Here is a 19,448-nt window from a genome sequence, read left to right as displayed (position 1 = left end):
GCGGTGTGTACGTCACAATGCAGTCACTGTAATGCTCAGCCTTGACGCAACGTCATGGAGGCCCTTGTGCGTCGTCACTCTCTAGCTGTCCTGCCCGGCGATGGTGTCGGTCCCGAAGTCATTGACGCGGCGCTCGCGGTGCTCGACGCGGCGCAGGAGCGGTTCGGCTTCGCCACCGACCGAGTCGAGGTGCCCCTGGGAGCAGACCATTATCTGGCGACCGGCCAACTGCTGACGGACGATGTCACGGCAACGCTGCGGGAGCAGGATGCGATCCTCTTCGGCGCGATCGGCAGCCCCAAGGTCGCTCCGGGGATCCTTGAGCACGGCATCATCCTGGCCCTTCGCGGGGCGATGAAGCAGGCGATCAACCTGCGCCCGGTTCGCCTCTACCCCGGTGTGCCGACGCCGATCGCGGGGCTGACTCCGGAGCGCTGCGACCTCGTCATCGTGCGGGAGAACACCGAAGGCTCGTATGTCGCTCGTGGCTCCACGGTGCACGCGGGCACGCCCGCCCAGGTGGCCGTGCAGGAGTCGATCAACACCTGGTATGCCGTAGAACGCGCCGTGGACTTCGCCTACCGGCTCGCCAGCGCTCGACGCAAGAAGCTGACCCTGTGCCACAAGACCAACGTGCTCGTGGAGGCAGGCAAGCTGTGGCTGGCCGTGATGGAGCAGGTCGGGGAGCGCTATCCCGACGTGGAGCAGGACTACGTGCACGTCGACGCGATGTGCATGCATCTTCCGGTCAGCCCGGAGCGCTTCGACGTCGTCGTCACCGACAACCTCTTCGGTGACATCGTCACCGACCTCGGCGCCGTGCTCCAGGGTGGGCTGGGGGTCGCGGCCAGCGGCAACCTCAACCTCGTCGGGACCCACCCGAGCATGTTCGAGCCGATCCACGGATCGGCACCGGACATCGCTGGCAAGGGCTGGGCCAACCCTGCCGGTGCCTGCCTGTCGATGGCAATGATGCTGGGCCACCTCGGGGAGGGGCAGGCGGCTGCCGCGGTGGAAGCGGCCACCACCGCTGTCCTCGCCGAGCTCCCGGCGCTGGCCGGTGCCGACATGGGCGCCAACACCTCCGAGCTGGGGCAACGGATCGCGAGCCGGCTCCGTGACGACTCCGCGCCGCCCGTGAAGGACAGCTTGATGAGCGATCTGGCGACCGTGATGACGGGCCTGCGCTCATGACCGGTGAGCAGTGGGCCGCGCTGTGGCCGGCTCGCGTGACCGTGGATCTGGACGCCATCACCGCCAATGTCAAGGTGCTGCGTGAGCGGGTAGGCGGCGCTGAGCTCATGGCAGTAGTCAAGGCCGACGCCTACGGGCACGGACTGGTGCCTTCGGCGCGCGCCGCGCTGAAGGGCGGAGCGGTCGCCCTCGGCGTGGCCCAGCCCAGTGAGGCGCTCGCGCTGCGGACCGCGGGGATCGATGCCCCGGTCCTGACCTGGCTGGTCGCGCCGGGCCTCGACCTTGCCCCGCTGGTGGCTGCCGACATCGAAGTGGGGGTCTCTTCGACCCAGGTTCTGGAGGAAGTGGTGGCCGCCGCCGCAGGACTGGGCCGTGCCGCTACCGTCCAGCTCAAGGTCGATACGGGGCTGGGACGCAACGGCGCCTTCGGTCTGCCGGTCGCCGCCAGTGATCTGCGCACCGACTGGACCGACCTCGTCGACCAGGCTGCCCGACGGCAGGCAGAAGGCTCCGTTCGAGTGCGGGGGATCTTCACCCACTTCGCCTATGCAGATGCGCCGGAGCACCCCACCGTCCGTGCCCAGCAGGCAGCTTTTGCCGACGCCGTGACAATCGCCGACCGGGCGGGCCTGGCCGTGGAGGTCCGTCACCTGAGCAATTCAGCGGCGACCCTGACCGCCCCGGACGCGACCTGGGACATGGTCCGTCCCGGCCTCGCCGTCTTCGGACTCACCCCCGTGCCCGACCTGGGAACGGCAGCCGACTTCGGGTTGCGGCCGGCCATGCGGGTCACGGCGACCGTGGCCCTGACCAAGCGGGTGCCTGCAGGACAGGGAGTGTCCTACGGCCACACCTACGTGACGGACAGGGAGACCACCCTGATCGACGTTCCTCTGGGCTACGCCGACGGCATTCCGCGGCACGCTTCCAACGTGGGACCGGTGCAGGTGGGCGGCCGTCGCTTCACCGTCTCCGGACGGGTGTGCATGGACCAGTTCCTCATCGACGTCGGGGATCTGCCGGTCCACGCCGGAGACGAGGTCGTCATCTTTGGGGCCGGCGATGATGGTGAGCCGACCGCGCAGGACTGGGCGGAGGCGGCCGGCACGATCTCCTACGAGATCGTCACCCGGTTCGGCCCCAGGGTGCCGCGTGTCTACCTCGGCGGCGACGGATGAGCGAGCTGGTGCTGGAGTTGCCTACCGACCGTGATACCCGGGCGCTGGGAGAGCGGATCGGCTCGCTCCTGCGGCCCGGTGACCTGGTCGTGCTGACCGGGCAGCTGGGCGCTGGCAAGACCACGTTGACGCAGGGACTGGCCCGGGGCCTGGAGGTCCGTGGGCCGATCACCTCGCCTACCTTTGTGATCGCCAGGGTGCATCCGTCCCTGGTCGGAGGGCCGTCCCTCGTGCACGTCGACGCCTATCGGTTGGGAGGGGAGGCGGAGCTGGATGACCTGGATCTGGACGAGTCTCTCGAAGAGTCCGTCACGGTCGTCGAGTGGGGACACGGGGTGGCTGACCACCTCTCCCCGGAGCTGTTGGAGGTCGAGCTGGTCCGCTCGGGCAGCGAGGACGGCGATCAGCAGGCCCGCACAGGGATCCTGCGCGGAGTGGGTCCGCGGTGGTCGCAGCTGGCCGCCGCCCTGAGCTGAGGCGGGGGATCCCCCGTAGGGTGGTGGCCGTGGAAGCAGCGCAGATCCTGGTGGTGTGCACGGGCAACATCTGCCGATCCCCCTTGGTCGAGCGGCTGATCCAGCCCGCGTTGGACGCGCGGTATGGCGACGGTGCCCTGCTCGTGCGCTCTGCTGGCACCGGAGCCCTGGTCGGAGAAGCGATGGACGAGAGGTCCGCGGCGATTCTGCGGGAGCTCGGAGGCAGCCCCGAGGGTTTCATCGCCCGACGGTTGACCGCCGGGATGGTCCGTGACGCCAGCATCGTGCTGACGGCGACCCGAGCCCATCGTTCACAGGTCGTCAGACTGTGGCCGAAGGCACTGAAGTATGCGTTCACGCTGCGCGAGTTGGCCCACCTGGTCCAGGCCGGAGGGGCCGCCGGTCAGGACCGACTGCAAGCGGACCCGCAGGACCGGGTCAGCGCACTCGCGAGCCGGGCACGGGCGTTGCGGGGGCACCACGCGCCCGCCGATCCGGACGAGCTCGACGTCATCGATCCGTTCAGACGTACCGACGACATCTACGCGCAGATGCGCGATCAGGTGAGCACGGCGCTGCCGCCCGTGCTCCTGGCGTTGGGTGCGGTGGACGGTCCGGGACGGAAATAACGACCCACTGCTGGACGGAACGGTAGAGAGTGGCTACTCTGCAAAGGTAAAGAAAGAGTAAAGTGCCTGGTCGCCTCGGCCAGGCACGCCGGTGGTTGGGCTGATGGGGATCGAGTGACAACGTCCGTAGAGGTAGCACGTGACCCGTTGGGGTTCCGGGCACGTGAGGTGGCGACACCCGCGCCTTTCGCGGTGCCTGCATTCTTGCGGGGAGACGCGGGGCTGAACGGCAATCGACGCGTGGCCACTCGGTCGCGGGCCTATCTCACGCCCTACCTGCGTGGTCTTCGCCTCCTTGACCTGCTCACCGTGATGCTGTCGGTCTTGGGGGCCCAGTTCCTACGGTTCGGCAGCAGCTCGACCTCCCTGGGCACCCACGTCGGGGCACTGAGCTACACGGCCGTGTCCGCTGCACTGATCCTGGGGTGGATGACGGCCCTGCACCTGCAGAACGCCTACGACGGGCGCTTAGTTGGTCATGGCGTCCAGGAGTACCGTCAGGTCTTCCATGCCTCGACCTGGCTCTTCGCCGCGCTAGCCATCACGGCCTTCGCGCTCAAGCTCGACTTCGCCCGCGGCTACGTCATTCTGGCTTTTCCGCTCGGGACTCTCTTCTTGCTTGCCGGCCGGTGGTCGGCGCGTCGGTGGCTGGTCTCCAGGCGTCGTGCCGGCGAACTGTCGGACCGGGTGCTGCTCGTGGGTGACAGAGAGCATGTGGCCAGTCTCGTCGTCGCTTTGCGCCGGGCTCCTGATGCCGGTTACAACGTGCTCGGTGCCTGCGTGGATACCGCCACGAGCGGCTGGATCGAGGGAGTGCCGATCCTCGGACCCGAGACCGATGTGCTGCTCAAGGCGGTCGACCTCGGCGCGGACGTCGTGGCGATCTCCTCCTCCACCGGGCTGGGCCAGACCGGGCTACGCAGACTCGGGTGGGCGCTGGAGGGCACCAAGATCGATCTGGTGGTCGCCCCCGGCATCATGGACGTGGCCGGCCCGCGGGTCCTTACCCGGCCGGTGCAGGGACTGCCTCTCATCCATGTCGAAGCTCCGACCTTTGTGGGTCCAGCTCTGGTGGCCAAGGGACTGTTGGACAGGGTGGGTGCGCTCATCGCGATGATCGTGCTCAGCCCTGTCCTGGTGGCTGTCGCGATCGCAGTGAAGCTCGAGGATGGCGGGCCGGTGCTGTTCCGGCAGGAGCGCGTGGGCCGTGACGGCAACTCGTTCGGGATGCTGAAGTTCCGGACCATGGTGGTCGATGCCGAGGCCAGACTTCCGCAGTTGCTGGCCGCCAACGAGGGCGCAGGTCCTCTCTTCAAGCTGCACCGGGACCCTCGGGTGACCAAGGTGGGTCGCGCCCTGCGCAAGTACTCCCTGGACGAGCTCGCGCAACTGGTCAACGTGCTGGTCGGCGACATGAGCCTGGTCGGACCACGTCCGCCGCTTCCTCGTGAGGTCGCCGAGTATGAGGCGCACGTCCGCCGCCGGCTGCTGGTCAAGCCGGGCATGACGGGTCTGTGGCAGATCAGCGGGCGCAGCAACCTCTCCTGGGAGGAGGCGGTCCGTCTTGATCTCTACTACGTGGAGAACTGGACGCCGGTGCTCGATCTGATGATCATGTGGCGCACCGCCCAGGTGGTGATCCAGCCAGACCCCCACGGCGCCTACTGACGGCACCGTGCACCGCCAGCGGATCAGTGCCCCCAGCGCAGGCGATACTGTGCCCTCGTGACCCGCATCGCTTATCTCGGACCCCCCGGAACGTTCACCGAGCAGGCGGCCCGCCAGTGGAGCGAAGGTCTGGCTGGTGCTGGCGCCGAGACCATCGATGCACCCACCGTCCCCGCGGCGATCGCGGCCCTGCGGGAGGGGCGCGTCGACGTCGCCGTGGTGCCTTTCGAGAATTCCGTCGAGGGCTCCGTGCCAGCCACGCTCCAGGCGCTGTTGGACGGCGGGGTCGACGGGGTCCGCATCGGTGCCGAGGTGCACGTGCAGGTGCAGTTCTCGTTGCTGACCCGACCGGGGACCTCGTTGGAGGACCTGCGGGAGCGAGCGACCCTCGCCACCCACCCGCACGCTGCTGCCCAGACCCGGAACTGGGTGGATCGTTCGCTGCCCCGCGCAAAAGTGGTGCCGGAGTCATCGACGGCACGGGCCGCGCAGGCGGTCTCTGAAGGCCTCTACGACGCCGCCATCGCGGCACCCGGCGCCGCGCAGGCCTATGGCCTGGTGCCGGTGGCCGAGCACATCGCCGACCGGCCCGGAGCAGTGACCCGGTTCGTGGTCCTGCGCGTCGGAGCGCCGGTCCCAGCACCGACCGGGAGCGACTGCACCACGTTGGTGACGTGGATCTGGGCCAACCGTCCGGGCGCGCTCCTGGCGCTACTAGACCAGTTCGCGGTCCGCGGGATCGACCTGTCTCGGCTGGAGTCCCGCCCAACCGGTGAGGGGCTGGGGGAGTACTGCTTCTGGATCGACGCGAACGCGCACCTTGACGAGCCGCGTATGCAGGAGGCGCTGGTCGGGCTCCGTCGCACCTGCCGCGACGTGCGCTTTCTCGGCAGCTATCCCCGAGCGGACGGGCGCCTAGTGTTGGTGCCCGCGCACGCTCGTGACCAGACCTACGTCGAGGCTCGGGAGTGGGTCCAGCGACTCACCACCTGAGTTCGGCTTGCCGCCTCGCTCCGGCAACCTCACTCCTGCAGCCGCAGCCACTGCTGCCAGCCACCGTTGAGCACCAGCCACGCGATGAGGCCGTAGCCAGCCTGGCCGGGGTGGTGGGTGTCGCCGGCTGCGAGGTCTGACTGCCACTGGTCGTGTGTGACCAAAGGCGTGAAGCAGTCCACGAAGGTGACCTCGCGCCGCTGGCAGACGTCAGCCTGGGCGGCCTTGAGGACCAGCAGCTGGTCATTGACCTCGGCGTCCAGCGTGGGCGTCGGGCCGACCACGAAGGTGGCGATCCCGGTGGAACTGGCCTCGTCCAGCACATTGGCCAGGTTGAGCCTGGAGCGTGCTGTAGTGATGCCCTGGGCGACGTCCTCGGCGCCTGTTGCCACGACTAGCCGTCGCTCTGAGCGCCCCGCCCACCGTGGTGGGCACTCCACGCGCCAACGGTTCATGGTGTCCGCCGAGCTGCTGCCGCGCACGCCCAGGTTGTATGACGTGAGCTCCGCGTCAGTGGTGTCGGTCCGACCGACGACGCGGCTCACCCAGCCCAGCGCCTTGGGGTCGCCGTACCCGGCCACGAATCCGTCACCGATGAAGCACAGTCCGATGTCGCGCAGACCATCGCCACCAGTCACGTGGAATTCTGCGCTGGGGGTGTACTCCAGGCCGGCGGGATCGGTTCGTCCTGCGGTGCTCACGTCGTGGTTGCCTCTCGGTCGGTCAGGTGCACCCGATCAGGTTATCCCGCGACCGTCTCAGATCCGGCGAGGCTCAGGTCTCGGTGCCAGGACTGGGTGGTGTAAGCCGTGCTCCACCCCAGCGACAGATACAGGCCGTGCGCTCCCGTCGGGGAGTCCGCATCGACCTCCAGCGCGACCGAGGCCCGGTGGCGAGAAGCCGCGTCCGCGATGACGGTGCGCAGCAGGCCCTTGGCGACGCCACGTCCGCGGGCCCGTCGGTGCACGCCGACATAGTCGATATAGGTCGAGTCCGGCCCGGCCACGTCGTTCTCGTCGAGGGAGCCAGGCACCGTGACCGCGACGAGCGCGCCGGCTGGTTGACCGTCCACCGTCGCGAGCCACCAGTGGTCCCAGCGGTGTCCGGGGTCTTCGCGCAGTCTGCTGACGAACTCCTCGAAGGTCTCCCGGTAGGAGTTGAAGTGGTCCGCGAACGACTCCTCCAGCACCAGGTGCACGTCGTGCAGATCGGTGGCGTCCGGCAGCCCGACGCCGTCATCGCGCCGGACCCGCCGGATCACCACACCGTCCCGGAGCGCAGGCTGCTCCGCCACGCTGTCCCGCGCAGGGTCGACCGGCCGGACCATCTGCCACCAGTCCCGGACGTGCGTGTAGCCCGCTTCCCGAAGCCAACGCTGCTGCCGGGGGTCGTCGGCGAAGGCGCCAGAGTCAAGTTGCGTGCGCTCCATACCTCGCGCCTGGAGCACGTCACGACCCAGGTCTTCCACCCGCGCGAAGGCGTAGCCCGCGAGAGGATCGGCCTCGGAGTCACGCAGGCGAGGGTCGACGGTGACGCCGGCGAGCACACGTCCGGCCGCACGGTCGTGGCAGGAGATCCACAGTCGGGCGGTGCCCTGGGGGTCTCGCACGATTTCGTGCAGATGGGTGTTGGCGCCTCGGCCGGTGACTTCGGCCTCGACGTTCAGACTGTCCGCGCCCGGCCACCCCCTGGCCTCGCGTTGGTGGCGGCTGAGCAAGCGGACCAGGTCGTCGACATCCTCGGGTCCGGGCGCGTAGGCCTGGTATCCGGTGGGCAGGGTAGGTCCGGCTCCGGCGTAGTTCATGGGAAGAGTTTGCCAAGGGTGTCGCTTTGGACACACTCTGGGGTCCCTCCCGCGATGCGCGAGGGACCCCAGAAGGGACTTTCAGAGGTCAGCCTCGCGCGAACGCCTCGTGCAGCAGAGTCTCCTGCTCGAGGGTGTGCACCTTGCCCGAACCCGTCGAAGGGGCGGCTGAGGCGCGGCGGGAGACGAGCCGCAACGGGCGGGTCTCCCCATGCTGCGCCAAGTCCTGTGGCAGGTTGAGCGCCATGAACGGCCAGGCTCCCTGGTTGGCAGGCTCGTTCTGCGCCCACACCAGTTCGGCGTTCGGGTACTCCTTGGTGATCGCAGCCAACTGGGCACCAGGCGCGGGATACAGCTGCTCCATACGGATGATGGCGGTGGCGGTGTCCTCCTTGGCTCGACGCTCCTCCTCAAGGTCGTAGACAAGCTTGCTGGAAGCGATCAGGACCCGATCGACGGCCGACCTGTCCAGGTCGGCGCGATCGGCGAGCACCGGCTCGAAGGTGCCGCTGAGGAAGTCCTCCGGCGCGCTCGCGCCAGCCTTGAGTCGCAGCATGGCCTTTGGCGTGAAGACCACTAACGGCTTGCGCGGGCGGGCCAGAGCCTGCTTGCGGAGCAGGTGGAAGTAGGACGCGGGGGTCGAGGGATAGGCCACGATCATGTTGTCCTCTGCGCACAGGGACAGATAACGCTCGATGCGCGCCGAGGAGTGATCCGGGCCCTGACCCTCATAGCCGTGCGGCAGGAGGAGCACGATCGAGGAACGCTGGTCCCACTTCTGCTCCGAGGAGGAGATGAATTCATCCACGATGGTCTGCGCACCGTTGGCGAAGTCGCCGAACTGGGCCTCCCACAGGACCAAGGTGTCGGGCCGCTCGACGGAGTAGCCGTACTCGAAGCCCATGACGGCATACTCCGACAGGAGCGAGTCGTAGACCTGGAAGTAGGCCTGGTCGGCCGACAGATGCTGCAGCGGGGTCCAGGTGTCGGCCGTCTCGTGGTCGGTCAGGACGGCGTGGCGCTGCACGAAGGTGCCACGCCGTGAGTCCTGTCCGGAGAGTCGGACCGGCGTGCCGTCCATGAGGGAGGAACCGAAGGCGATCAGCTCGCCCATCGCCCAGTCGATGCCGCCCTCGCGGGTCATCTCTTGGCGGTGGGTGAGCAGCTTGGCCAGCTTCGGGTGCACGGTGAAGCCCTCGGGCACATCGACGAAGGCGTCGCCGATGCGTTGGAGCATCTCTGAGGTGATCGCGGTCGGGCGCTGCCGGGTCTGGACGTCGCCCTCGTTCTGGGACTGGGGGCGTTCGAGTCCTCCCGTGCCGTCACCTTCGCCCTTCAGCGCCTTCTTGGTCTGGATGAAGACCTGCTCGAGCTGTTTCTGGTAGTCGCGCAGAGCTTCTTCGGCCTCGTCCACAGTGATGTCACCACGACCGATGAGGGACTCCGTGTAGAGCTTTCGCACCGATCGCTTGGCGTCGATGAGGTCATACATCAGCGGCTGCGTCATCGAGGGATCGTCGCCCTCGTTGTGACCCCGACGCCGATAGCAGACCATGTCGATCACGACGTCCTTGTGGAAAGTCTGGCGGTAGTCGTAGGCGATCTCGGCCACCCTGACCACAGCCTCCGGGTCGTCGCCATTGACGTGGAGGACCGGAGCCTGCACCGCGCGCGCTACGTCGGTGCAGTAGACCGAGGTGCGTGAGTCTTGCGGCGCCGTCGTGAACCCGACCTGGTTGTTGACCACCACGTGGATGGTGCCCCCGACGCGGTAGCCGGGCAACTGCGACATCTGCAGGGTCTCGAGGACGACTCCTTGACCGGCGAAGGCCGCGTCGCCGTGCAGGAGCACGGGCAGGACCGGATACTCGTTGATGCCGGTCTCCAACTCCAGTTTGTCCTGCTTGGCCCGACTGATCCCTTCCAGCACCGGATTGACCGCCTCCAGGTGGGAAGGATTGGCCGCCAGGTAGACACGGGTGGTCTGGCCGTGATCCGTGACGAACTCACCCTCGGTGCCGAGGTGATATTTCACGTCCCCTGAGCCCTGAGCTGAGTGCGCGGGCGCCGCGCCCTCGAACTCCCGGAAGATCTGCCCGTAGGACTTGCCCGCCAGGTTGGCCAAGACGTTGAGGCGGCCACGGTGCGGCATCCCGATCGTCACCTCTGCCAGGCCGTCGTCCGCAGCCTGGTTCAGGACCTTGTCCAAGAGCGCGATGACGGACTCGCCACCCTCTAGGCTGAAACGCTTCTGTCCGACGAACTTGGTCTGCAGGAACGTCTCGAAGGCTTCGGCAGCGTTGAGTCGCCGGAGGATGCGCAGCTGCTCCGAGGGCGCTGGCTTCTCGAACGGTGCCTCAAGCTTGTCCTGGAACCAGGCCCGCTCGGTGGGGTCCTGGATATGCATGTACTCCACGCCCACGGTGCGGCAATAGGAGTCGCGCAGGATGCCGAGGATCTTGCGCAGGGTGAGACGGGGCTGGCCGCCGAAGCCGCCGGTGGCCACGTCTCGGTCGAGGTCCCACAGCGTGAGGCCGTGGCTCTCGATCGCCAGGTCCTCATGCCGGCGCTGGACGTAGGTCAGCGGGTCCGTATCAGCCATCAGGTGACCGCGGACGCGGTAGGCGCGGATGAGCTCCTGGGTCCGGCTGGCTTTGGAGATGTCGTCATCGTGAGTCGCCGTGATGTCCGGCGCCCAGCGGATCGGCTCGTAGGGGATCCGCAGGGACCGGAAGATGTTGTCGTAGAACCCGTCGGCACCGAGCAGCAGTTGATGGATGGTCTGGAGGAACTCGCCGGACTGGGCGCCCTGGATGACGCGGTGGTCGTAGGTCGAGGTCAGGGTGACGATCTTGCTGACGGCGTTGCTGGCGATGCGCTCGGGCGAGGCGCCTTGCCACTCGGCGGGGTAGTCGAGGGCGCCGACGCCGACGATCGTGCCCTGGCCCTTCATCAGCCGAGGCACTGAGTGGAGAGTGCCGATGCCACCGGGGTTCGTCAGGGAGATCGTGGTGCCGACGAAGTCCTCGATCGTCAGTTTTCCGTCCCGAGCCTTCTTGACGACCTCCTCGTAGGCGGCCCAGAAGTCGTAGAACGACATCGCCTCGGCACCCTTGATGTTGGGCACGAGCAGTTGTCGCGTGCCGTCCGGCTTGGGCACGTCGATGGCCAGGCCCAAGTTGATGTGGGCTGGCTGGACCAGGGTGGGCTTGCCCTCCACCAGGTCGAAGGAGTTGTTCATCTCCGGCATCTTCTTGGCAGCCCGGACCATGGCGTAGCCGATGAGATGGGTGAAGGAGACCTTCCCGCCCCGGGAGCGGGCCAGATGGTTGTTGATGACGATGCGGTTGTCGATGAGCAGTTTGGCGGGAAGGTTGCGTGCGCTCGTGGCGGTGGGCACCTCGAGGCTGGACTCCATGTTGGTCACCACCCGCGCAACGGCACCCCGCAACGGGGTCCGCACGCCCTCAGTCTGAGGACCGGCCTTCTTGGCGGTGGGGGTGTCCCGGGACACGTGAGTCTCCTTGGTCGTGCTCGCTTTCTGCGGAGCACCGGCGCTGGGCGTGGTCGCCTTCTGGGCGGTGGCAGGTGGCTTCGCTGGCGCGGCTGAAGGGGCAGCCTTGACCGCGGGAGCAGCCTTGGGGGCGGGAGCAGCCTGGGGTTCCCGGGGCGGCGCAGGCGCGACCTGCGCTCCTGCCCTGGGGGTTGCCGGTGCGACCCGGGGCGCGGGCGCAACCGGCGGTCGCGCAGGAGTGGCGTCGGGCGTCGCGCTCGCAGGGGCAGCGCCGCCGTCATTGCTGCTCAGCGCGTGATCCTCAAAATACGTTCGCCAGGTGGGGTCGACTGAGGTCGGATCCTCATCGAATCTCTCTCGCATTTCTTCGACGAGCCATTCATTGGCTCCGAAGTCGGCGAGGGTCTGGTCGCTGCTCGTGGGGTTGGCCACTGGCCTTGCGCCTCTTTCAGTCCGGGGACCTGTACCTATGCGTGCAGTCGTCGCACACCTATGTGTCAAGCCTAGCCGGTGAGCAGAGGAGTTGTGACCTCGGTCTCAGGGTGTCGGCCAGGTGGGGTGAAGGATCAGCCCACGTCGCGGCGGGTGGTGACGAACCATCCCAGGAGCGTCATGACGGTGGCGTAGGCCAGGAGCGTCAGCGCTGCCACCCACCAGGTGAGCGGGTCGGCCGAACCTAGCTGCTGCGCAGTGTCCTGGTCCACGCCGGCGAACAGGTCGAGGGTGGACATGCTTGCCTGGCTCGGGAAGAACTTCGCAGCATCCTTGATCTGCTCCACGAACGTCAGTCCGTAACCGAGCAGAGGTTCCACCAGGAGGGTGATCCCGACGCCGACGAAGAGGGCGACGACCTGGTTGGGGATCAGCACCCCTAGACCGAAGCCGATCAGCCCCCAGAGCACCAGGACGAGTGCCATCCTGACCAGCGTGCCCAGGAGCAACCCAGGCTCAGGCAAGAGTGCCGCGTCGCCCACCGCGAGCATGGCTCCGCCGCCGAGGAGGCTGCCGCTGATGAAAGCAAGCGCATTGAGAAGGACCACCAGCACCAGGGCGGCGACCTTGGCGCTGATGAGCTGCCCACGTCGGGGGGCGGCCAACAGGGCGGAGGTGATCGTCTTGTGGCGGAACTCGCCGCTCATCGCCAGGATCCCCAGGACCAGCGCCAGCAAGTACCCGATCTGGATGCCGCCGGAGTAGACCATTCGCGCCAGCATCAGGTCGCTGAAGTTCTCGGCAGGCCGGATGACGCTCCCGTCCTGGGTGGGGATCTCTCCGATGACGACCAGGAAGAGACCCTGGAGCGCCGCGAAGATGCCCCCGAGGACGGCCATCGCCAGCGGCATCGACCAGGACAGCCGGGTGCTGGTGTACTTTCGCAGCTCCGCGCGGATCAGGTTGATCATCGGGTGGCCTCGCCCTCGTGGGTCGACAGGTCGGTGGGGGGAGCCTGGCTTGGCGGTGGCGGTGGGTGAGGCCCAGTCGAAAGGCTGGTGGCGCCCCGGTTGCGGTTGGCGTGCTCGGGTGACTCCGTGAGAGTCAGGAAAAGGCGCTCGAGGTCAGTGCGCAGCACCCGCAGCTCATGCACGGGCAGACCAGCGGCGAGGGCGATCTCACCCACCTGGTGAAGGTCTCCGCTGAAGACCCGGAGTGCGTCAGGTCCGTCGCCCGGCTCGCTTGGGAAGCCGGCCCGAGCCAGGGCCTGGGACAAGCGCGCGGTGTCGGAGGTGCGGACCAGTGCGGCCGGGTCGCCGTGCATCTCCTCCATCGTTCCGCGCCGGACGAGATGGCCGTTAGCGATGATGATCACATCCTCGGCGGTCTGCTCCACCTCGCTCAGCAGATGGCTGCTGATCAGCACCGTCTTGCCCTCGTCGCCAGCCAGGTGCTGCAGGAAGCCGCGCATCCAACGGATGCCTTCGGGGTCCAAGCCGTTCGCTGGCTCGTCGAGGATCAGGACGTGCGGGTCACCGAGGAGGGCTGCAGCCAGGTTGAGACGTTGCCGCATGCCCATGGAGTACTCGCCAGCCCGCTTGCGAGCGGCTGCCGGGATGCCGACCAGCTCGAGCAGCTCGTCGACCCGACGGTCCGAGATTCCATGGGTGGCGGCGAGCACGCGCAGGTGGTCACGGCCCGAGCGGCCCGGGTGGAACCCGGTTGCCTCCAACGCCGAGCCGACCGTCTCCAGAGGGCGGTCGAGCTCGACATACCGTTGCCCGCCGATGAGTGCCTCCCCGGCGGTCGGCCGGATCAGCCCCAGCAGCATGCGCAGGGTGGTGGTCTTGCCTGCCCCGTTGGGGCCGAGGAAGCCGGTGACCCTCCCGGGGGAGACCTCGAAGGAGAGGTCGTCAACGGCTTTGAGGTCGGCGAAGGTCTTGGTGAGCCCTCGGATGCTGAGCCCCGTGCCCGGCCCGGGGTCTGTCATGGTCATAGGTGTGAGTCAAGCAAACTGCAGGCCAGAAGACCTCCACCCCTGGCCGGAGATCGGGCTCCGTCCAAAGGGGGAGCGTCGCATCGGTCGGCTATCCCAGATGGATGACGACGGTCTTGGTCTGGGTGAAGGCATCCAGGGCTTCGACGCCCTTCTCCCGCCCGTAGCCGGAGTGCTTGAACCCGCCGAAGGGCAGCTCGACGCCGCCACCCGCTCCATAAGTGTTGACGTATACCTGTCCCGACTGGATCTGGGTCGCCACCCGATGGGCGCGGCTCACGTCCTTGGTCCAGATCGCCGAGATCAGGCCGTAGTCGGTGCCGTTGGCCAGCGCGACGGCCTCGTCGTCGTCGGTGAACGGCAGCGTGATCAGGACGGGACCGAAGACCTCTTCCTGGGCGATCACGGAAGCGGGGTCCACGTCGTCGATGAGGGTCGGTAGCCAGTAGGAGCCCTGGGTCAGCGACTCGTCCTGCGGCGCACCACCTCCGACGACGACCTCGCCGGAGGAGGCTCCCTCGACATACCCACGCACGCGGTCCTGTTGCTTGCGGGAGATGAGCGGCCCCAGGTCGGGGTCCTCCGAGCCTCGGCCCAGGGAGGTCGCCCGGAACCGATCGGCGAGCATCGCGACCAGCTCGGCACGCACGCTCTCGTGGACGATGAGTCGGGATCCGGCCGAGCACGTCTGACCCGCGTTCTGCAGGATGCCCTTGGTGACGAACTCGGCCGCCCGATCCAGGTCGGCGTCGGCGTAGACGACGTGCGCCGACTTTCCGCCGAGCTCCAGCACGGTGGGGACGACACGGTCCGCGGCAGCGTGGGCGACCAACGAGCCGATGGCGGCGGACCCGACGAAGCCCAGGTGCGCGATGCCGGGGTGAGCGGTCAGCGCCGCTCCGGCCTCGACGCCGAGCCCGGGGACCACGTTGACGATCCCCGCCGGGATCCCTGCCTCGATGGCGAGTCGGGCCAGCGCGACGGCGGTGCGTGGGGTCTCGTCCGCGGGCTTGAGCACGATGGCGTTGCCGGTGGCGGTGGCGGCGGCGATGGAGCGGGAGGCGAGTTGGAGCGGATAGTTCCAGGCCACGATGCTGCCGACGACACCGAAGGGCTCGCGGCGCGTATAGACGTGGGTGTCCGGTCCCAGCGGGATGCTCTGCCCGTAGTAGGACTCAATGACGCGGCTGTAGAAGCGGAAGTAGCGCGCGGCGACGGTGGCGTCGGTGACCGCCTGGGCCATCGGTTTGCCAGTGTCCTCGGACTCGGTGCGGGCGAGCTGCTCGCGGTCCCGGTCGATCAGGTCGGCCAGCGCAGCCAGGGCGTCGGCACGCTTCTCGGTCAGGGTGTTGGCCCAGCCCGGCTGTGCGGTGGCTGCAGCTTGCACCGCCTGGTCGACCTCGTCGGCGCCACTGCGGGCGACCGCACCCAGGACGCTGCCGTCCGCCGGGTCGACGTTGTCGTAGGTGTCGGTGACGGCGACGACGGCGCCGCCGATGAAGGGATGGGTCGTCGCGCTCATGTGCCTCACCGTACGCCTGGAGTCAGACGAGCCAGGGACGACGCTAAGCAACCGCGCGCCCTGCTTCGTCAAGCGTTCGAGGCCGACGGGGCGAGGACCGTGTCATCTGCCACCTCGTCGAGTCCACGTGCTGTTGCTCGACCGTCCACGAACTTCTGCGTTGCGCCCCCGGCAGGATTCGAACCTGCGCTCCCGCCTCCGGAGGGCGGTGCTCTATCCCCTGAGCTACGGGGGCAACAGCAAAAACTGTATCAGCCGGACAGGGCAGGTCCTGACCCCAGATCCGTAGGCGCGGGCCGCCGCATTCCACCTCGTCCGGCACGCGATGTCGGCCCGCATAGACTTGTCCGGGTGACTCCCAAAGAACTCGCGCAGGCTCTGCATGCTGTCCTCACCGGCGCCGTTGCCGCCGGCGACCTGGCTCTGGAGGTTCCAGACCTGGAGTCCTTGCGGGTGGAGCGACCCCGGGGGCGAGAGCACGGTGACTGGTCGAGCAATATTGCGCTGCAGCTGGCCAAGAGCGCCGGTATGCCGCCGCGCCAGTTCGCGGAGATCGTGGCCGAGCAGCTTCGCCACGTAGCCGGCGTGAGCAAGGTGGACATCGCCGGCCCTGGCTTCCTCAACATCACCCTCGACGCCGCGAGCGCGGGAGGACTGGCACGCACGATCGTCGAGGAGGGGGCGGCATACGGGCAGGGCACTGCGCTCGCCGGCCAAAACATCAACCTCGAATTCGTCTCCGCCAACCCGACCGGCCCGATCCACCTGGGGGGCACCCGCTGGGCGGCGCTCGGTGACGCGCTGGCCAGGATCCTGCAGGCCAGCGGCGCGCAGGTCACCCGCGAGTACTACTTCAATGACCACGGGGCTCAGATCGATCGCTTCGCCAGGTCCTTGCTGGCCTCGGCGCAGGGTCAACCCGCTCCGGAGGACGGCTACGCGGGGGCCTACATCGATGAGATCGCGGCGCAGGTGCTCCGTCGCCGACCCGACGGCCTCGATCTGCCTGCCGATGAGGCGCAAGAGGTCTTTCGCCAGGTCGGCGTCGACCTCATGTTCGACGAGATCCAGGAGTCGCTGCGCAACTTTGGCGTGAACTTCGACGTCTACTTCCACGAAAACTCGCTGCACGAGTCTGGCGCGGTCCGACGTGCGGTGGATCGGCTCACCGAGCTCGGCGTGATGTTCGAGTCCGACGGTGCCCAGTGGCTGCGGACCACGGACTATGGGGATGACAAGGACCGGGTGGTCATCAAGAGCGACGGGTCGCCGGCCTATATCTCCGGAGACCTGGCCTACTACCTTGACAAGCGAGAGCGCGGATTCGATCGCGCGATCATCATGCTCGGCGCCGATCATCATGGCTACGTCAAGCGGATGATGGCAATGTGCGCGGCTTTCGGTGACGAGCCGGGCGTCAACCTGGAGATCCTCATCGGGCAGTTAGTCAACCTTGTCAAGGACGGCCGCCCGGTGCGGATGTCCAAGCGTGCCGGCACCGTCGTGGTGCTGGAGGACCTCGTGGAAGCGGTCGGCGTGGATGCGGCCCGCTACGCCCTGACGCGCAGCTCGGCCGACTCCAGCATCGACATCGACCTGGACCTCCTGGCCAGCCACACCAACGACAATCCCGTCTACTACGTGCAGTACGCGCACGCCCGCACCTGCAACGTGGCACGCCTCGCCGGAGAGGACGGCGTGCGCCGCGCTGACGGCTTCGAGCCGGCGCTGCTCACGCACGACACCGAGGCGGCGCTGCTGGCGGTCCTGGGTGACTTCCCGCGCGTGGTTGCCCAGGCTGCGGACCTGCGCGAACCGCACCGGGTGGCGCGCTACCTCGAGGAGCTGGCCGGTCGCTTTCACAAGTGGTATGACGAGTGCCGCGTCCGACCGATGACGGTCGAGGAGGAGATCACCGACCTGCACCGCACGCGGCTCTGGCTCAACGATGCCACCCGGCAGGTGTTGGAGAACGGCCTGAGGCTCCTGGGCGTCTCGGCACCGGAGCGGATGTGAACGCCGCTGCGCGACCGGTGCGGGTCGCAGTCCTGGGCGCTGGCACCGTCGGCGCTGCCGTCGCTCGCCTGCTGCTGACGAGAGCAGATCTTTATACCGAACGGCTCGGTAGACCACTAGAACTTGTGGGCGTCGCGGTCCGCGACGTGACCAAGCCCCGAGAAGGCCTGGATCCTGAGCTCCTCACGCAGGACACTGCAGGACTCGTCGCCAGGGCAGACGTGGTCGTCGAGCTGATGGGCGGTCTCCAGCCTGCCCGGGGTCTGATCGAGCAGGCGATGCGCGCCGGCGCTCAGGTCGTGACAGCCAACAAGCAGCTGATCGCCAGGGAGGGCCTCGAGCTGGAGGTGCTGGCCGCGGAGTGCGGCGTCGGCCTGGACTACGAGGCGGCCGTCATGGCAGCCATCCCCGTCATGGCGGTGGTGCGTGAAGCACTGGCCGGGGACGTGATCCGGTCGATCTCGGGCGTCGTCAATGGATCGACCAACTACATCCTCGACCTGGTGGCGCGCAAAGGGGTCTCCTTCGATGAGGCCGTTCGCCGCGCTGGGGACCTGGGCTACCTGGAGGCTGACCCGAGCGAGGACCTAGAGGGCCTGGACTCGGCGGCGAAGATCGTCATCTTGGCGCGCACCGCATGGGGGATCCCGGTGACTCTTGCCGATGTCCGAGTGCAGGGGATCACCGGGCTGACCGACATCGACTTCCATAACGCCACGGGGATGGGCAAGGTCATCAAGCTCGTCGCCTCCGCCTGGCGGTCGGGCACTTCGCAGAGGCCACGCGTGGAGATCGCCGTCCGGCCAGTAGCCCTGCCGCAGGACGACGCGCTGGCGTTGGCGAGGGAAGGCGCCAACGTGGTGATCATCGATGCGGAGTCGGCCGGACCCCTGCGACTGCAGGGGGCGGGTGCCGGCGGCGAGGAGACCGCGTCGGCAGTGCTGGCCGACATCCTCCGTGCTGCACGACGCGTCTGAGGCCTTCACCCTTGACCGGAGTTGAGGCCGGTGCGTGTTATCGTGAAGGCGCTTCGCGACCAGATGGGATCATACGGTCGACTCCGAAGCCAATCCCTACGGACTGACGCTCCTTGACGTCCCCCTGACTCACCATGTCACCTGTGGTCGTCGGCCAGGTCGTAGTCCGTGGATCACCCCCCGTTCTTGCGCAAGATGCGCTAGAACCACACCCAGGCCCCTTGCTCGGACACGTTCGCAGGCAGAGGGGGAAGGACAAGTTCGTGACTGAGATCACCGACGCCGCGACCAAGACCGGTTCGTTGAGCACCCTGCGCCTGGCCGAGCTCCAGCAGCTCGCCTCCGGCATGGGGATCACCGTCGACTCCAAGATGCGCAAGGCCGATCTGGTCTCTGCCATCCGAAGCCAGGGTGCTGGCGGCTCTGCCCCACGCGATAACTCGCGACGTGCCGGGAGCAGTGGTCGCGCCAGCAGCAACATCGGCTCCGCGACTGACCAGCCCTCCGGGCGGCAGCGTTCCGGCTCCCACGCGGGCCCGCCGGAGCCAAGCGGGACGCAACCGACCGCAGCGCCAGCTGACCTGGAGGCTGCGCTCGACCAAGCCCAGGCCGACCGCGACAACAGTGCCCAGCGCTCACGCGGCAGTCGCCGCGCTGGCGCTGGCGCGGGCGCCCCGCGCGCCCGAGAGGCGGGTGCGCAGGACGAGGGTGGCCAGGACGTGAGCGCTGGCCGGACGCAGTCAGGCGAGGCCTCGACCGACCAGTCCCCGCAACGTCAGCAGGGTGGTCACCAGCAGGGCAACCAGCGCCAGAGCCGCCAGGGTCAGCAGCAGGGCGGCCAGCGTGACTCCGCCCAGCAGCAGGGCCAGGGCGGGCAGCGTGACTCTGGTCAGCAGCAGCAGCAGGCTCAGGGTCAGCAGCAGGGCGGTCAGCGTGACTCTGGTCAGCAGCAGGGCCAGGGCGGGCAGCGTCAGCAGCAACAGCAGCAGCAACAACGTGGCGGTGCGGGCTTCGACGACGATGAGGACGGCGGCGGTCGTCGCAGCCGT

General features: G+C 68.0%; 15 protein-coding genes, 1 tRNA gene and 1 pseudogene. 9 read left to right on the top strand and 8 right to left on the bottom strand.

What is annotated here, in order from left to right:
• Positions 1 to 54: 54 nt before the first annotated feature.
• The 6 genes from Q4P07_RS06670 to pheA all read left to right on the top strand — a co-directional run bounded on the left by Q4P07_RS06670 (position 55) and on the right by pheA (position 6,138).
• Entirely contained in the window at positions 55 to 1,194 is a 1,140-nt protein-coding gene (locus tag Q4P07_RS06670; protein WP_303374123.1) for a 3-isopropylmalate dehydrogenase, read from the top strand.
• Complete coding sequence (gene alr / locus Q4P07_RS06665; protein WP_303374122.1) at positions 1,191 to 2,372, top strand: alanine racemase; 1,182 nt, start codon at positions 1,191 to 1,193, stop codon at positions 2,370 to 2,372. The genes Q4P07_RS06670 and alr overlap by 4 nt, the downstream gene beginning before the upstream one ends.
• The gene (gene tsaE / locus Q4P07_RS06660) at positions 2,369 to 2,848 is read left to right on the top strand and encodes a tRNA (adenosine(37)-N6)-threonylcarbamoyltransferase complex ATPase subunit type 1 TsaE (RefSeq protein WP_303374121.1); all 480 of its coding nucleotides are present in this window, start codon (positions 2,369 to 2,371) and stop codon (positions 2,846 to 2,848) included. Before alr ends, tsaE begins: the two co-directional genes overlap by 4 nt.
• A gap of 29 nt (positions 2,849 to 2,877) precedes the next feature.
• A complete protein-coding gene (locus tag Q4P07_RS06655) occupies positions 2,878 to 3,477 on the top strand; it encodes a low molecular weight phosphatase family protein (protein WP_303374120.1) in 600 nt (199 codons plus the stop codon).
• A gap of 240 nt (positions 3,478 to 3,717) precedes the next feature.
• Positions 3,718 to 5,145 carry a sugar transferase gene (locus tag Q4P07_RS06650; RefSeq protein ID WP_303374119.1) on the top strand — a complete coding sequence of 476 codons (1,428 nt, stop codon included), beginning with the start codon at positions 3,718 to 3,720 and terminating at the stop codon, positions 5,143 to 5,145.
• A gap of 57 nt (positions 5,146 to 5,202) precedes the next feature.
• On the top strand, positions 5,203 to 6,138 hold the full coding sequence (gene pheA, locus Q4P07_RS06645; RefSeq protein ID WP_303374118.1) for a prephenate dehydratase: 936 nt from the start codon (positions 5,203 to 5,205) through the stop codon (positions 6,136 to 6,138).
• Positions 6,139 to 6,167: 29 nt separating this feature from the next.
• Here the strand turns inward: pheA and Q4P07_RS06640 are convergent, their stop codons facing one another.
• From Q4P07_RS06640 to Q4P07_RS06610, 7 genes are all read right to left on the bottom strand, one after another.
• Positions 6,168 to 6,839, bottom strand: coding sequence for a GDSL-type esterase/lipase family protein (locus tag Q4P07_RS06640; RefSeq protein WP_303374117.1), 672 nt, complete (start codon positions 6,837 to 6,839; stop codon positions 6,168 to 6,170).
• A 41-nt stretch (positions 6,840 to 6,880) separates the two neighbouring features.
• On the bottom strand, positions 6,881 to 7,942 hold the full coding sequence (locus Q4P07_RS06635) for a GNAT family N-acetyltransferase (RefSeq protein ID WP_303374116.1): 1,062 nt from the start codon (positions 7,940 to 7,942) through the stop codon (positions 6,881 to 6,883).
• A gap of 88 nt (positions 7,943 to 8,030) precedes the next feature.
• Positions 8,031 to 11,888, bottom strand: coding sequence for a multifunctional oxoglutarate decarboxylase/oxoglutarate dehydrogenase thiamine pyrophosphate-binding subunit/dihydrolipoyllysine-residue succinyltransferase subunit (locus tag Q4P07_RS06630; protein WP_303374115.1), 3,858 nt, complete (start codon positions 11,886 to 11,888; stop codon positions 8,031 to 8,033).
• 134 nt (positions 11,889 to 12,022) lie between these two features.
• Complete coding sequence (locus Q4P07_RS06625; protein WP_303374114.1) at positions 12,023 to 12,859, bottom strand: ABC transporter permease subunit; 837 nt, start codon at positions 12,857 to 12,859, stop codon at positions 12,023 to 12,025.
• Complete coding sequence (locus Q4P07_RS06620; RefSeq protein WP_303374150.1) at positions 12,856 to 13,878, bottom strand: ABC transporter ATP-binding protein; 1,023 nt, start codon at positions 13,876 to 13,878, stop codon at positions 12,856 to 12,858. The genes Q4P07_RS06625 and Q4P07_RS06620 overlap by 4 nt, the downstream gene beginning before the upstream one ends.
• A gap of 97 nt (positions 13,879 to 13,975) precedes the next feature.
• Positions 13,976 to 15,406, bottom strand: a complete 1,431-nt coding sequence (locus Q4P07_RS06615) for an aldehyde dehydrogenase family protein (RefSeq protein ID WP_303374113.1) — start codon at positions 15,404 to 15,406, stop codon at positions 13,976 to 13,978.
• A 163-nt stretch (positions 15,407 to 15,569) separates the two neighbouring features.
• Positions 15,570 to 15,641 (bottom strand) — tRNA-Arg (locus tag Q4P07_RS06610).
• Between the two features lie 116 nt (positions 15,642 to 15,757).
• On the opposite strand from Q4P07_RS06610, the gene argS reads away from it, so the two are divergent.
• From argS to Q4P07_RS14345, 3 genes and pseudogenes are all read left to right on the top strand, one after another.
• Positions 15,758 to 17,422, top strand: a complete 1,665-nt coding sequence (gene argS, locus Q4P07_RS06605) for an arginine--tRNA ligase (protein ID WP_303374112.1) — start codon at positions 15,758 to 15,760, stop codon at positions 17,420 to 17,422.
• On the top strand, positions 17,419 to 18,399 hold the full coding sequence (locus Q4P07_RS06600) for a homoserine dehydrogenase (protein WP_303374111.1): 981 nt from the start codon (positions 17,419 to 17,421) through the stop codon (positions 18,397 to 18,399). Before argS ends, Q4P07_RS06600 begins: the two co-directional genes overlap by 4 nt.
• Positions 18,400 to 18,533: 134 nt before the next feature.
• A pseudogene (locus tag Q4P07_RS14345) lies at positions 18,534 to 18,797 on the top strand (Rho termination factor N-terminal domain-containing protein); the annotation flags it as partial.
• Between the two features lie 342 nt (positions 18,798 to 19,139).
• Here Q4P07_RS14345 and Q4P07_RS06595 read toward each other — a convergent pair.
• The coding region (locus Q4P07_RS06595; protein WP_303374110.1) for a hypothetical protein at positions 19,140 to 19,448 on the bottom strand (309 nt) is incomplete at its 5' end.

Source organism: Ornithinimicrobium sp. (assembly GCF_030537745.1).
Lineage (GTDB): Bacteria > Actinomycetota > Actinomycetes > Actinomycetales > Dermatophilaceae > Ornithinicoccus.
The sequence above is the reverse complement of the archived record's forward strand: the minus strand, read 5'-3'. Positions and strand labels throughout refer to the sequence as shown.

Bases quoted from the DNA above. Each gene is read 5' to 3' on its own strand.
- Q4P07_RS06620 (WP_303374150.1), bottom strand. From the start codon at position 13,878: ATGACAGACCCCGGGCCGGGCACGGGGCTCAGCATCCGAGGGCTCACC.
- Q4P07_RS06625 (WP_303374114.1), bottom strand. From the start codon at position 12,859: ATGATCAACCTGATCCGCGCGGAGCTGCGAAAGTACACCAGCACCCGG.
- Q4P07_RS06615 (WP_303374113.1), bottom strand. From the start codon at position 15,406: ATGAGCGCGACGACCCATCCCTTCATCGGCGGCGCCGTCGTCGCCGTC.
- alr (WP_303374122.1), top strand. From the start codon at position 1,191: ATGACCGGTGAGCAGTGGGCCGCGCTGTGGCCGGCTCGCGTGACCGTG.
- Q4P07_RS06635 (WP_303374116.1), bottom strand. From the start codon at position 7,942: ATGAACTACGCCGGAGCCGGACCTACCCTGCCCACCGGATACCAGGCC.
- Q4P07_RS06670 (WP_303374123.1), top strand. From the start codon at position 55: ATGGAGGCCCTTGTGCGTCGTCACTCTCTAGCTGTCCTGCCCGGCGAT.
- tsaE (WP_303374121.1), top strand. From the start codon at position 2,369: ATGAGCGAGCTGGTGCTGGAGTTGCCTACCGACCGTGATACCCGGGCG.